The sequence below is a fragment of the Bacteroidales bacterium genome, assembly GCA_035342335.1.
In the GTDB taxonomy this organism is placed as follows: domain Bacteria; phylum Bacteroidota; class Bacteroidia; order Bacteroidales; family JAGONC01; genus JAGONC01.
The window spans coordinates 1-13,556 of record DAOQWY010000010.1 but is presented as its reverse complement, the minus strand read 5'-3'; the positions used below and the strand labels follow the sequence as shown (position 1 = coordinate 13,556).

At 44.8% G+C, this 13,556-nt stretch carries 15 protein-coding genes and 1 tRNA gene; 13 read left to right on the top strand and 3 right to left on the bottom strand.

Translation table 11 applies throughout. From position 1 onward, the window contains the following. The first annotated feature begins 95 nt into the window (after window positions 1-95). From PKI34_06655 to pyrI, 3 genes are read left to right on the top strand one after another with little or no spacing between them, the layout of a single operon-like run. Window positions 96-1,433: a cyclic 2,3-diphosphoglycerate synthase gene (locus PKI34_06655; GenBank protein ID HNS17482.1), complete on the top strand. Its 1,338-nt coding sequence runs from the start codon at window positions 96-98 to the stop codon at window positions 1,431-1,433. 14 nt (window positions 1,434-1,447) lie between these two features. After that, entirely contained in the window at window positions 1,448-2,365 is a 918-nt protein-coding gene (pyrB, locus tag PKI34_06650) for an aspartate carbamoyltransferase (protein HNS17481.1), read from the top strand. Continuing rightward, window positions 2,365-2,832, top strand: coding sequence for an aspartate carbamoyltransferase regulatory subunit (gene pyrI, locus PKI34_06645; protein ID HNS17480.1), 468 nt, complete (start codon window positions 2,365-2,367; stop codon window positions 2,830-2,832). Before pyrB ends, pyrI begins: the two co-directional genes overlap by 1 nt. Window positions 2,833-2,877: 45 nt before the next feature. On the opposite strand, the gene PKI34_06640 is transcribed toward pyrI, so the two are convergent. Then, entirely contained in the window at window positions 2,878-3,864 is a 987-nt protein-coding gene (locus PKI34_06640) for a peptidoglycan DD-metalloendopeptidase family protein (GenBank protein HNS17479.1), read from the bottom strand. A gap of 215 nt (window positions 3,865-4,079) precedes the next feature. Between PKI34_06640 and PKI34_06635 the strand changes: the two genes are divergently transcribed. Beyond that, window positions 4,080-4,168, top strand: a tRNA-Ser gene (locus PKI34_06635). Between the two features lie 272 nt (window positions 4,169-4,440). On the opposite strand, the gene PKI34_06630 is transcribed toward PKI34_06635, so the two are convergent. Beyond that, window positions 4,441-4,602 carry a hypothetical protein gene (locus PKI34_06630; GenBank protein ID HNS17478.1) on the bottom strand — a complete coding sequence of 54 codons (162 nt, stop codon included), beginning with the start codon at window positions 4,600-4,602 and terminating at the stop codon, window positions 4,441-4,443. Window positions 4,603-4,805: 203 nt separating this feature from the next. Here PKI34_06630 and PKI34_06625 point away from each other — a divergent pair, with 203 nt between their 5' ends. The 7 genes from PKI34_06625 to PKI34_06595 all read left to right on the top strand — a co-directional run bounded on the left by PKI34_06625 (window position 4,806) and on the right by PKI34_06595 (window position 10,400). Next, window positions 4,806-5,558, top strand: a complete 753-nt coding sequence (locus PKI34_06625) for a hypothetical protein (protein ID HNS17477.1) — start codon at window positions 4,806-4,808, stop codon at window positions 5,556-5,558. 72 nt (window positions 5,559-5,630) lie between these two features. Next, window positions 5,631-6,185, top strand: coding sequence for a VOC family protein (locus PKI34_06620; protein HNS17476.1), 555 nt, complete (start codon window positions 5,631-5,633; stop codon window positions 6,183-6,185). 133 nt (window positions 6,186-6,318) lie between these two features. Next, window positions 6,319-7,359, top strand: a complete 1,041-nt coding sequence (locus tag PKI34_06615; GenBank protein HNS17475.1) for an MBL fold metallo-hydrolase — start codon at window positions 6,319-6,321, stop codon at window positions 7,357-7,359. Between the two features lie 154 nt (window positions 7,360-7,513). Next, a complete protein-coding gene (locus tag PKI34_06610; GenBank protein HNS17474.1) occupies window positions 7,514-8,092 on the top strand; it encodes a hypothetical protein in 579 nt (192 codons plus the stop codon). After that, entirely contained in the window at window positions 8,085-9,266 is a 1,182-nt protein-coding gene (locus PKI34_06605) for a serine hydrolase domain-containing protein (protein HNS17473.1), read from the top strand. The genes PKI34_06610 and PKI34_06605 overlap by 8 nt, the downstream gene beginning before the upstream one ends. 553 nt (window positions 9,267-9,819) lie before the next feature. Further along, window positions 9,820-10,044 (top strand): DUF433 domain-containing protein, encoded by a 225-nt coding sequence (locus PKI34_06600; GenBank protein ID HNS17472.1) that lies wholly within the window; start codon window positions 9,820-9,822, stop codon window positions 10,042-10,044. Beyond that, entirely contained in the window at window positions 10,041-10,400 is a 360-nt protein-coding gene (locus PKI34_06595) for a DUF5615 family PIN-like protein (protein ID HNS17471.1), read from the top strand. Before PKI34_06600 ends, PKI34_06595 begins: the two co-directional genes overlap by 4 nt. 465 nt (window positions 10,401-10,865) lie before the next feature. On the opposite strand, the gene PKI34_06590 is transcribed toward PKI34_06595, so the two are convergent. Continuing rightward, on the bottom strand, window positions 10,866-11,303 hold the full coding sequence (locus PKI34_06590) for a helix-turn-helix transcriptional regulator (GenBank protein ID HNS17470.1): 438 nt from the start codon (window positions 11,301-11,303) through the stop codon (window positions 10,866-10,868). 493 nt (window positions 11,304-11,796) lie between these two features. Here PKI34_06590 and PKI34_06585 point away from each other — a divergent pair, with 493 nt between their 5' ends. Both PKI34_06585 and PKI34_06580 read left to right on the top strand, forming a co-directional pair. Beyond that, on the top strand, window positions 11,797-12,153 hold the full coding sequence (locus tag PKI34_06585; GenBank protein ID HNS17469.1) for a hypothetical protein: 357 nt from the start codon (window positions 11,797-11,799) through the stop codon (window positions 12,151-12,153). A gap of 1 nt (window position 12,154) precedes the next feature. Beyond that, on the top strand, window positions 12,155-13,556 hold a 1,402-nt coding region (locus PKI34_06580), incomplete at its 3' end, for a hypothetical protein (GenBank protein ID HNS17468.1).

Below are 13,556 nucleotides of genomic sequence, written 5' to 3'. Positions count from 1 at the left end.
GACAAAATTAGCGCTTTTTTTGTTGCCAGACCTGATGAAAAAATTACCTTTGCAAAAAGCGAATTGAGCATTATTTATTAACTAAAATCTGTTTTATGAGAAAGAAGGTCATCATCATTGGAGCTGCAGGAAGGGATTTTCACAATTTCAACACGTTTTACCGTGACAATGAATCCTGTGACGTGGTTGCATTTACTGCGGCACAGATCCCTGACATAGCAGGAAGGAAATACCCTGCGGAGTTAGCCGGAAAACTTTACCCTGACGGGATACCGATCTTTGTTGAAAGTGAGTTGCCCGACCTGATCAAAAGGTTCAATGTTGATTATTGTGTTTTCTCTTATAGTGATGTGCCCTATTCATTTGTGATGAAGATGAGTGCTATCGTTCAAGCTGCAGGAGCCTCTTTCGCACTTTTGGGACCGAACGACACGATGGTCAAAAGCATTAAACCCGTGATCTCGGTATGCGCCACCCGGACCGGATGCGGCAAGAGCCAGACATCCCGGAAAGTGATCGAGTTACTGATGAAAAAGGGGCTGAAAGTGGTTGCCATCCGCCACCCTATGCCCTACGGGGATCTTGTCAGGCAGAAAGTGCAGCGGTTTGCCACGATTGACGATCTGGCTTACCACAAATGCACCATCGAGGAGATGGAGGAATACGAACCCCACGTAGTTCGGGGCAATGTTATTTATGCCGGTGTGGATTATGAAGCCATTCTCCGGGCTGCGGAAAACGACCCCGACGGATGTGATGTCGTCGTATGGGACGGGGGAAACAATGATTTTTCGTTTTACAAGCCTGATCTGTCCATTACAGTGACCGATCCCCATCGTCCGGGTGCTGAAGTGAGTTATTACCCGGGAGAAGTCAATCTGAGGACAGCGGATGTCGTTGTCATCAACAAGATCGACAGCGCAGGTCCTGAAGGCATTCAGATCGTCAGGGAAAACATTGCCAGGGTGAATCCAAAGGCCATTGTGGTTGATGCTGCCTCTCCCATCCACGTGGATGATCCGGCGGTTATCCGTAACAAAAGGGTGCTCGTGGTGGAGGACGGTCCGACTCTTACCCACGGTGAAATGAAGATTGGCGCCGGGATCGTTGCTGCAAGGAAGTACGGTGCTGCCGAGTGTGTGGATCCCAGGCCCTATACCGTCGGAAAACTCAGTGAGACCTTCCGGATCTATCCCAACATCGGTCAACTTCTACCAGCCATGGGATATGGCGACCAGCAGATCAGGGATCTGGAAACGACCATTTCCAGGACCGACTGTGAGGGGGTGATCATTGCCACTCCGATTGACCTGCGCCGGATCGTAAAAATAACGAAACCCAGCACGCGGGTATATTACGACCTTCAGGAAATTGGCGTCCCGGATCTGGATCAGATCATCAATGACTTTGTAAAGGTGCATCGGCTTGAATAAAGAAATATCCTTTTATGAACCCTCTTAAGAACAGAAGTCTTGTATCCATCAACGATTTTAATAAAGAGGAACAGTTATCCATTCTGGACCTGGCAGAGGCTTTTGAACTGAATCCAAATCAGGATCTTTTAAAAGGGTTTGTTGTGGCTACGCTTTTTTTTGAACCATCCACGCGCACACGCCTGAGTTTCGACAGCGCTGCTTCACGGCTTGGTGCAAGGGTGATCGGGTTTTCAGAATCCTCTTCGTCCAGCGTTTCGAAAGGCGAAAGCCTGAAAGATACGATCCTGACGGTTAGCAATTATTCCGACCTCATTGTCATGCGCCATCCTAAGGAAGGAAGCGCGCGTTATGCGAGCGAAATCTCACCCGTACCGATCATCAATGCAGGCGACGGGGCCAATCAGCACCCCACGCAGTGTTTGCTCGACCTTTATTCCATCCGTAAGACCCAGGGCAGGCTGGAGGATCTTAACATTGCGTTTGTCGGGGATCTTAAATACGGCAGGACCGTTCATTCGCTGGTCATTGCCCTTTGCAACCATAAAGCGGCATTTCACCTGGTCTCCCCTGCTGCCCTGCAGTTGCCCCTTTCCATTAAACGGCATATCCTGAAAAACGACCTGACGTTTACGGAATACGAGGAGCTTGAACAGGTCATCCCACACGCGGACATTATCTACATGACCCGCGTTCAGCAGGAAAGATTTGCGGATCCGATTGAGTATGAAAAAGTTAAAAATGCATACATCCTGAAGAATGAAATGCTTCTTGACACAAAACCCAATTTAAGGATCATGCATCCCCTGCCTCGCGTGAATGAGATCAGCCAGGATGTAGACACAAGCGATAAAGCCTATTATTTCCATCAGGCCCTCAATGGCGTTTACGTCAGGCAGGCCATACTAACCTCAATTCTGGGATCAATTTAATGGAAAACAAAAGCCAGCGCAGAGAACTCCAGGTATCTGCCATCGAGCACGGAAGCGTCATTGATCACATTCCGGCTTCAAGCCTTTTCCAGGTTTTGCGCATATTACGGCTGGAAGGCTATACCAACCAGATCCTTTTTGGAACGAACCTCGATAGCCATAAATACGGAAAAAAGGGCATCATCAAGGTCAACGACAAGTTTTTCAAACCCGAGGAGGTTAACAAGATCGCCTTATTTGCTCCTACAGCTACATTAATTGAGATCAGGGACTACCAGGTTGTCAAAAAGACCAAAGTTGAGATCCCGGATGTACTCGTCAACATGGTAAAATGTTACAATCCCCTTTGCATAACCAATCATGAGCAGATGATCACCCGTTTCACGGTGGTGGACAAAATTGAGCTGAAAGTTCAGTGTCATTACTGTGAAAAGATCATGGAGAAGGATAACATGGTATTTTTATAGAAAGAACCAGGGAGAGTTAGCCTTCCTGCCGGAACGATCGCTTTGCTAGTTCACTTTGATTTTCTGACCCGGTTTTAAGACTGAACGGGAGTTGATCTGGTTCAGTTCGCACAGCTTCGTGATCGTTGTATGATAATTTTTTGCAATCTTATAGAGTGAATCCCCTTTCCTGACGATGTAGACTTCAGATTCCCGTTCAGGGGAATCAATGGTTGAATTTTGAGCCGTGACTGTATCGGGATGTATTTCGGGTGGCTCCACCTGCCGAAGTTCCTGTTCTATTTCAAGATAGGGATTCCGTTGCGAAAGTGCCTGAAGGTTCCTTGCATCCTTGGCAGGCTTTGAGGCTTTAAAATCTGCGGGTGTCAATACGGCTGTATCGTAGTAGAGCGATTCATTTTCATAATCGATGATCGAGAGAGGATCGAAGGGGTTATCGAACCAGCGGGTCTCAAAATGCAGGTGGGCTCCGTGAGAGGATGATCCGGTCGATCCACCGGCACCTATGATCTGACCTGCTTTGACCATTTGATCAGGCTGGACGTAGATGGCTGAAAGATGGGCGTAGTACGTCTCCAGCCCGTTGAAATGGCGTATGATGACCAGATTTCCGTATCCGTTGTTATGGTAGCGGGCGAACCGTATTTTTCCGTCAAACGCAGCCAGGACCGGGTCCCCTTTGTCAAGGTCAATGTCGAGGCCATTGTGTGTCCTGCCGCCGCGCCAGCCGAATCCAGACATAATTTTACCGTAATAGGGAAGCACAAAGTCACGGTCGTCGTCGGTGAGGGCAAGAACGATCGCTTCGGGAATGGCATGACCCAGCCCGTTCTGGGAGTAGGCGTAGATCGACGCTTTCTCCCAGTTGCGGGTAAATATTTCTGTGGTATCGGCGATGCGGGCATCGGTCAGAATGTGATCCTCATCCTGCAGTTCCTGCCACACATTTTGCTGGTAGATGACGATCTGTTTTCCTTGTAGTTCAATGGTATCCAGCGGTATCAGCTTTTCCTGGGCGTATAAAGTCTGCATGGAAAGGAGGATAAATATTCCAGCGAGGATAAGTATCAGTTGATCATTCACGCCCCGGGCATCTATGAGTTAGGCATGCAAAGTTAACAAGTTACCTTAAAATCATCCGGTTTCCATTCAGTTAGTAACATTTTTTAACAAAAAAGCGATGGCCCGGCTCCATATTTTAGGTCGTGCCGGTGCTTTATGTTCTTAAAGTTCACTACTTTTGCTGCGGAGAAATGCCGGAGTGGCCGAACGGGACTGACTCGAAATCAGTTGTCCTGCTCAGGTGGGACCGGGGGTTCGAATCCCTCTTTCTCCGCGGCGCGTCATCCTTCTTCAATCATCTTTTATCGGTCGCTGCGGCGGGGGAAAATGAATAGCCATAGCTGATTGCCCAGGTAGAGGTGGAAGGAGAGATAGAAGTTGATAGTCGAAAGGATATCAGAAATGAGAAATATTTCCGGGTTTCTGATATCCTTTCTCATTTATCCCTGGCCTTCCACCTCTATTTCTATCTGGGTAATCAGCAATGGAAATTCATTATCGCCGATTAAATCGGGATAAGATCGGGATATAGTTTTTGACAATTGCTCAGCACCCAGCCCGAGACCAGTAGGGCCGGAAGGGTTTGTAAAACAACAAAGCCCAGAGGGCAGCCAGTGTTAATATTCCTACCAGACCGAACTTGACCTGGTCGAGCAGAAAATCCGCACGGCTGACATTCACCAGCTGGCTGTTATTCAATGCGTTCAAATCCTGGATTTATTCAGTTTCATTTTCTTCTGTGCTTTTTATATGCAAAATTATACAATAAATTTATATCTTTATTGCCAAGCATTCACTTTACGATGAAAAATCTGGCAGCTAACCATACTCGATCTACTTTGCACTTTCCGAACAGGTCTTCTGTCCAGGCAATCAACAGAACTTTCTTCATTCTGACATTCATTTGTTTTTTGACTTTAGTCCATGCCCAAACCATACTGGCTGGCCAGACCACAGGCGACAATGTATATTATTTTGATATTGAAGATATTTACATATACACTGGTCCGAATGAAATGGCCTACGCGACGGTGGATCTGGACCAGGACAATATTAATGACATTAAGTTTGAGGTTAGCTGGTATATCGGTCCTGGTTCTGAAAGCGCCAGATCATCTGCAGAGCCACTCAATGATACTTGGATTTCAATGATGCCTGACCATGACAACTGGGTATCAAAACACTTTTCGGGAGACAGTATTGATTCAGGACTCCTTTGGTCCCGGCAGGAAGGCATTTTATTCGGGTATTTCACCGATTATTGGGGCAATACGACATATTCCGGTGAGTTCAATGGACGGGGATTCCTATCTTTCAGGATTATACATGAGGATACGATCATGGGCTGGATGCGAATTGATCCATCCACATCCGATTTGACCATTTCCGATTATGCATTTTATGCTGTCTTTACAGGAAATGAATCACAGGAGAAAGAATCAATTAAATTTTTATACAACAATCCCTGCTATGACCAGTTGACCGTTTACAATCCCCTGAAGCATTCCGTACCTTATGTCCTGACTGGTCTAACCGGCATGGTCATATCCCGGGGCACCCTACTTCCCGGAAATAACCTGATCAATGTCACATCGTGCTATCCAGGATTGTATATACTCACAATCAAGGAAAATACTTTCAAGGTTTTAAAGTTTGATAATTAATTGGTTATTACTTTAACGCCGAAACGTGATCATTGACCAAATCAACTCCGTGGCCTGAAAATAATGTTTCAAATGAAAATTACCTGGTTAATTCCCTGCTATCTTCTGCTGACAATATCTTTTTTTGGCTGCCATTCAGGCACCAATAAGGATCACGGAAATATTAAAGATACGGTCAATGCTGAACAAAAGAAAGTGATCATGGACGATACGACACCAAGAGTCACAGGCATTGGAGGGATTTTCTTCATTTCAGAGGATCCTGGATCTTCCCGGGAATGGTACGCCAGGAACCTGGGCATGGCGACCGATGAATACGGATCCGTATTCGAGTTCCGCAACGCCAACCGGCCCGATGAGATCAATTATTTGCGATGGAGCCCGTTTGAAGCAGGAACGGACTATCTCAATCCTTCGGAAAAGGAATTCATGATCAATTACCGGGTGCAAAATATCGAAGGACTGGTCAAAAAGCTCCGTGAAAATGGCGTGCATATTTTGGACGAAATACAAGCCTACGACTATGGTAAATTTGTTCATGTCATGGACCCGGAAGGGAACAAGATGGAGCTGTGGGAACCTGTCGACAGCGTTCTCACGCAAATGGGTGGTGTGACCACGAAATGACAATGACCGAAACATGCACTCCGTGCTACCACCTGATATCTCCCGGTGAGGTGATCCGAACCGTTACGACAACATTATATGAGTACATTTTCCGGTAAAGGAAGATGATAACCAGGGATATATGCGCTTCAGAATGAACAATCGGTTTGGAAAAGCTCCGTCGGGTAAAAGGCTTGAACTGATAAAAAAGTCCCTCCATTATAAGAACGGAAGATTTGAAAATCTGAGTGTCACTCTCCAGCTAACGGCAGATTCCAATAAGTGGCGGATATTTTACAGCCTTCTTTTTAAAACGATCCCACGGCGAAGGCCTTCCGGCACACTGCCATCCGTAAAGACCAGCCTGCTGAATCTGCCGGAGGATAGCAATGTACTTGTCTGGTTTGGGCATTCCTCTTACTATATGCAGATTGACGGGAAACGTTTTCTGGTGGATCCCGTCTTCAGCGGACATGCTTCACCTTTACCGGGAATGATCAGATCGTTCAAGGGAACAGACGTTTATTCAGTGGCAGATCTTCCTCCTGTTGATTATCTGCTGATCACACACGACCACTATGATCATCTGGATTATAAAACGATACGTCAGTTAAAACCGAAAACCAGGCTGGCCATTTGCGGGCTCGGCGTTGGTTCCCACCTGGAATACTGGGGCTATAACCCATCGAAGGTCCTCGAAAAAGACTGGAATGAAAAGGTGGACATGGGAGACGGATTCGTAGTCTATGCCACCCCGGCACGACATTTTTCCGGCAGAGGTTTTTCGAGAAATAACACGCTCTGGGTATCGTTCGTGCTGCAAACTCCTTCTTTGAAAATCTTCATCGGTGGCGATGGTGGCTTTGACTCTCACTTTTCAGAAATAGGTAAGAAACATGGACCGTTTGACCTTGCCATCCTGGAGAACGGACAATATAACGACGCCTGGCGTTATATTCACGCCTCACCGGAACAGGTCCTGCGAGCGGCCAGGGATCTGAATGCCAAACGGTTATTTCCGGTCCATTCATCCAAGTTTGCACTGGGAAGACATCCATGGGATGAGCCCTTGATGAAGATCACTGAACTTAACAAGTCCTTTCATATTCCATTGGTAACCCCGATGATTGGTGAACTTGTGAATCTGCAGGATGAACAGCAGCAGTTCAAACAATGGTGGCTTGATGTGTCGTAAGTCAAAATATTGATTTCTAAATAGTACTTTTACCGATGAATAGGTGATCTTAAAATTGAATCATCAAAAATTTCAGGATAAAAGAATGAAAGTCCCGTAGCACATGATATCCAGGAACACGCTGCGTATGGTCAATATAATACTAACGATTTCAATGTTCGTTCCTTTGGTGTTATTTGGCCAGAAAAAACCAGTTCCGGTCAATGTCTCTCTTTTCAGCGAAATGACAGCCATCCCTTTCACGCGGTTTATCGTCACACCGGTTCATCCGGGAATTCAAGCGGGAACCGAATTCAACTACACAGTGAAGAACCACGGGCGGCTTTTCCAGACAGCTAACCTTTCGTACTTCTACCACAGTGATCTGTGCCAGGGGATCGGAATCACGACAGAACTGGGGTATGAATACCGATCGAACTGCGGACTTGCCCTGGAAAGCCTTCTGGGGTTGGGTTATCTGCATACATTCGCCACTGTGAAAGAGTTTGCTTTTAAAGACGGGAAATACGAACGAAGAACTGATTTGGGAAACGCCCGGTTAGTACCCTCCTTATCTCTTGATCTTGGTTATTATTTCAGAAAATCAGATGACACGAGTCCAAAAGCATTCCTCAGGTATCAGGTCTGGGCTGAGTATCCGTATTCACCTGGTTTTATCCCGGTCATGACCCATATCAACCTGCATGCAGGAGTGAAAGTATTCATTCATCCCAAAACAAAGAATAATGAATAAGATCATCAGGTTCCTGCCTTTTATCATCCTGATCTATTCCTGCCAGAAAGGGGAAACCATAGATCCCTCATTTTATACGTGCAACCTCTCTTTTCCGGACAGCAGTGCCAGCAATCCGAAGAACGAAGACTATTGCTCATTGCTTTCTGAGCTCACTGCCAAAGGAGTGCCCGGAATCCTGATGTCAGTATATCATCAGGACCGGGGACTGTGGATTGGGGTCAGTGGCAAGGCTGACCTGTACAACAATGTTGACATGCAACCCTGCAATATTTCCAGAGTGGGCTCGACCGTAAAGATGTTCACCGCTGCCACTGTCCTGATCTTACAGGAAGAAGGAAAACTGGATCTGGACGACAAAATTGCTGACTACCTGGAGGGTGACGTCATCACTAAAATTAAAAATGCCGATAAGGCAACCATCCGGCAACTCCTACAGCATTCCAGCGGGATCTATAACTACATTCAAAGCCTGCAGTTTCAGACCGCCTCACTGAATGATCTTATCAGATTATGGAATGCGGAAGACCTGTTGAAATATGCGTATGGCAGAAAGGCTTATTTCCAGCCGGGAGAAGATGTCCGGTATTCCAACACCAATTACATTTTGCTTGGGATGCTCATAACAAAAGTGGAAGGCAAACCATTTTACCAGGTTTTTAAAGAAAAATTATTCATACCTCTGGGACTCAGCTTTACCCGCTTTGCGGCTGAAGATCTTTGGCCTGAAGGAATTGTCAGAGGGTATATAGATCTGTACAGCAACCTCCAGGTTCTTGAAAGCACCTATTACAGTGGCTGGGACTATTACACGGCGGACGGAGGATTGATCTCAAATCCAGTTGACCTGAGCAATTTCTTCAGGTCCTTGATGAATGGTGAGGTGCTTGCCCCATCATCACTGGCCGAAATGCTGAGCTGGCAGGAACCGGAAGAACAGGACCCGGAGTTCTTTGATATATGGTATGGGCTTGGCATTTTCAAAATGGAAACGCCTTACGGGATAGCTTACTTTCACAGCGGGGATGCAATCGGGTACTATTGTAACATGATCTATTTCCCGGACGATGGCACAACGGTCGTTTATGCCTCAAACGGCAATTATGGCCAGATTGATGAATGCCTCTCCACACGATCGGCTATTGATCACATTTTAAAGGAAACGGTGAATTGACGCCGTATAGGTCGACGATTACCGATAGGACCAATCCTGGTCATCCCGGCTTGATGTATGGATTTTTATCTGACGATCCGGACGTTTTCCAACCAACAGTGATCTTCGATGCAGACACCGGTTGGGCATTTTATAGCTGTACTGTAAACCATCAGGGAAACCTGGTCTTTTTATTTTGGCAAATCCGGATTGTATGCTCTTTGTATTCTCATTCCGTGTATATCCAATTCCAGGAAGTTGTTCATCATTCAAAATTTCTACGCAAAGTTATTTCGCCGCCTAAAAATCGGTAAAGGACGGGCGAATAGCCATTACCGATTACCGAGGTAGAAGGAGAGGTGGAGGGTGAAGAAGAAAACGCACGCTGATACGGGCAGAAAAACTATTGAAAATCAATGTAAAAAGATTATGTTCGCATTATCATTAATAATCTCACTAAGTGAAAGGTGTATTTTCTTTATAATCTGGCTTTTGGTTGCCGACCATGCGTTAGGCCTCAATAAATAATGTTGATTCTAGATTCGTTTTAAGTACCTTTGGGGAAAGATTCATTATGAGGATTTACAAAAATATTATTACGATAGATCCAAATGTTCGGTTCGGCAAGCCTTGTATCAAAGGAACACGAATTACTGTCTATGATATTTTGGGATGGTTAGCTGCTGGCAGGACCAATGAGCAGATTTTAGCAGATTATCCCGAACTTAAATCTGAACATATTAAAGCTTGCCTTGAATATGCTGCTGAAAGGGAGCATAAACTGAAAATTGCTACATGAAGCTCCTTTTTGATCAGAATATTTCATTTCGTGCAATAAAAGGAATCCAGGATTTATTTCCCTTAGCAAAACAAGTTCGCGAGCTTGGTTTAGAGAATTATACTGATCGTCAGATTTGGGAATTTGCACAAAAAGAAAACTATACGATTGTTACTTATGATTCTGACTTTTTCGATTTAAATCTTATCCTGGGCTTTCCTCCAAGAATAATCTGGCTTAGAATTGGAAATGCCTCGACTGAGGATATTATCAGTTTATTCCGACAAAATTTTGAATTAATCTCTGAATTCCTAAAGGATCCCAATTATAGCAAATTAGGGTGCCTGGAGATCGGTAAAGATATTTTCGAGGCCTAACACTTGCGCAGCGCCTAGCCAAAAGTATAACCTTCATTTTCCAATCCCCCCCCCAATTTCTGTTCATCATTCAAAATTTCTACGCAAAGTCACTTCAATGCCTAAAAATCAGCCGGGAATGAATTTCCATTGCTGATTACCCAGATAGAAATAGAGGTGGAAGGCCAGGGAGAAATGAGAAAGGATATCAGAAACCGGAAATATTTCTCATCTCTGATATCCTTTCGACTATCAACTTCTATCTCTCCTTCCACCTCTACCTGGGCAATCAGCTATGGCTATTCTCTTTCCGTTCTGCGACCGATAAAAGATGATTGAAGAGGGATGACGCGTCGCGGAGAAAGAGGGATTCTCACAAGGGAATTTTGACTTCATAACGCGTTGTCTATCTGTTTATTAAATATGCTAAAACCTCGATATTTGACCCATTTTGTCCCGTTTTTGTCCCGGGAATGCTTCGAATTTTTACTTCGCCCCCCCTTGAAAGTCTGCATTTTGAGGTCCCAAATTTGTCCCGATTTCAGTTTCAAACCGGTACTTTGAGCTGTCCAAGACACGAATTAATAGGTTAATTGTCTCCTGTCTTTCCTTTAAAAGCTTTTTCAAATATTCAATCTCTTCTTGATATCTCTGTTTATAAATGGCGATTGTCTTGTTCATTTTGTCCATGGCAATGATATCGGAACGGTCGTACTTTTTTGAAGTATCTGTTTCCGGCAAGCTCACCAGATCATTAAGATCGATATTCAACCTGGAACAGATTTTCTCAAGTACGTCGACCCTCATCGTACGGTTATTGATCATTTTCTGAAGTCCCACCTCTGTAATATTCGCAGCCTGAGCCAGTTCCTTTAGCGTAATGTTCTTTTCCCGGGCTAATGATTTGATAATCTCGTATTTCATACTGCGGGCTTTATGGTTAATAACTATTTTCCGGTAATGGTATAAATGTTTATTTCAAAATCTATATGTTTGTTTACTTATTCAGGTATATGATTTCGCATTATGCGAAGAAAGTGCGAATATAAACATTATAAACATTATATGCAGTATTTACCTGTTTTTTTTATCATAAATGCTATATAAGTTATATTAACCATAAACAATATTTAATCATGCCCAGGAAAAATATTCAGATTCTAAACAAGCGTCAATTAGCTATTCAGAACAGATACAGAGAGTTAAAAGATATCCAGATGAAACGCGAGGTGATTTTCGATACCCTTGTGGAAGAATTCTTTTTAAGCCCATCCCAGCTCTACCGCATCCTTGAAAACGAAAAAGATTTCAAGGAATCGTTTGTTAACTGAGATTAATGAATATAAACATGAGTTTATAAATAAAAGTAATGGTAGATCAGGAAATAGTGAAGAACTTCCATAACGCAATTAATCAATTGCAAAACCGATATAACGATCTTAAAGGAAAACCTGGTGTCAGCCAGGTTTCGCTTTCCAGCTGGAAAAAAATCATTGAGGATCTGTTCGCCTATTTTGATGCTTCCAATGATCTGCTGCTGAAATCCAGGGAATCCAAATTCTACCTGCAGGTAACCAATAATGATTTTGTTTCCGGGGATCTGCAGTACATCAACCACGGTCTGCAAAAGGAAATCGACCGCCTGAAATCCGTTTTGTTTGCCCATGGCTGGACCGAAAGTTTGATCGGCCAGCTGACCAAAGAAGATTACAAGGAAATGGCCCGCATTGAATCCATCCAAAAAGCCAGGGAAACTTGGCCGGAACTCTATTGATATGGCAGAGGATGAAAATGTAGATAACCTGGACGGGTTTCTGGATGGTTCTGCTTTTGATGATCAGTCCTTCATCGTAGAATGCGGGGAAATCATTCAGTCAGCCGGTAAGAATCCGGTTGCCTTGCATGATGCCATCACCCGCATCTGCCATATGCTTATTCCCCTGGAAAATGAAACCCTTGAATCCCTCTACATCTCCTCCATATCATCAAAGCATAAGCTTCCCAGGAAATACTTTGAATCCACGCTTAAGACCATCCGTTCCAATAATGGCCATGCATGCCCGGATCCAGCCCAAACGGCTGAAATGGATGACCTGGACTCGGAAGTGTTTCGCCGGTTTGGTTTCTGGGAGGAAGGCAACCGGTACTATTTCAAGATGGATACCGGTACGTTCAAGGCTTCCAATTTCATTATCAAGCCCCTGTTCCATATCTACTCCAAATCCGATAACAACAAGCGCCTGATCCATATCATCAATGAATTGGGTCAGGAGAAGATCCTGGATTTGCCCTCCAAATCCCTTGTCAGCCTTGACCAGTTTCAGCCATTGGTTTTTTCCGAGGGCAATTATTTGTTTTTCGGATCCCGCCAGCATTTTATCAAAATCCTGGCAAAGATTTCCAATGAGTTTCAGAAATGCAACGAGCTGCGGGTGCTGGGTTGGCAGAAGGAAGGCTTCTATGCCTTTGCCAATGGCATCGTATCGGACAGCTGGCACCCGGTGGATAAATTCGGGATGACCGATCATGAAAAACAGAAATACTTTTCTCCGGCATTTTCTGAGATCTATAAAGATGTACGGGAAGACGACGATGAGTACGAGAATGATCGCAGTTTCATTTTCCAGGTGGCTCCGCTGCCTTTTCATGAGTGGTGCCAGCTGATGATCGGTGTTTACGGCAACAACGGTGTTGTGGCCGTCTCCTTTGCCCTGGCCTCCATCTTCAGGGATTTGATCTATGATACCTACAAGATGTTTCCCCATCTGTTCCTTTTCGGAGAAAAACAGTCCGGCAAGTCACAGCTGGGTTGGAGTCTTTCCTCCCTGTTTTATTCCAACCTGCAGGGATTCAACCTGAACAGCGGCACACAGGTTGGTTTTTTCAGGAAACTCTCCCGCGTCCGCAATTCAGTTGCCTGGTTTGATGAATATACCAATGATATTGATGAGCGCCGGTTTCAATCCCTGAAAGCTGCCTATGATGGCATGGGCCATGAAAAAGGTAAAATGTCCAAGGATCTCCGAACCGAAATCACCCGGGTGAATTCTTCGTGTGTGATTTCCGGTCAGTATCTTCCCACCAGGGATGATAATGCATTATTTACCCGTTCCATTTTGCTTTCTTTTTATCGTCAGAAATATTCCACCCAACAGGTCGAGCTGTTTGATAAGCTCA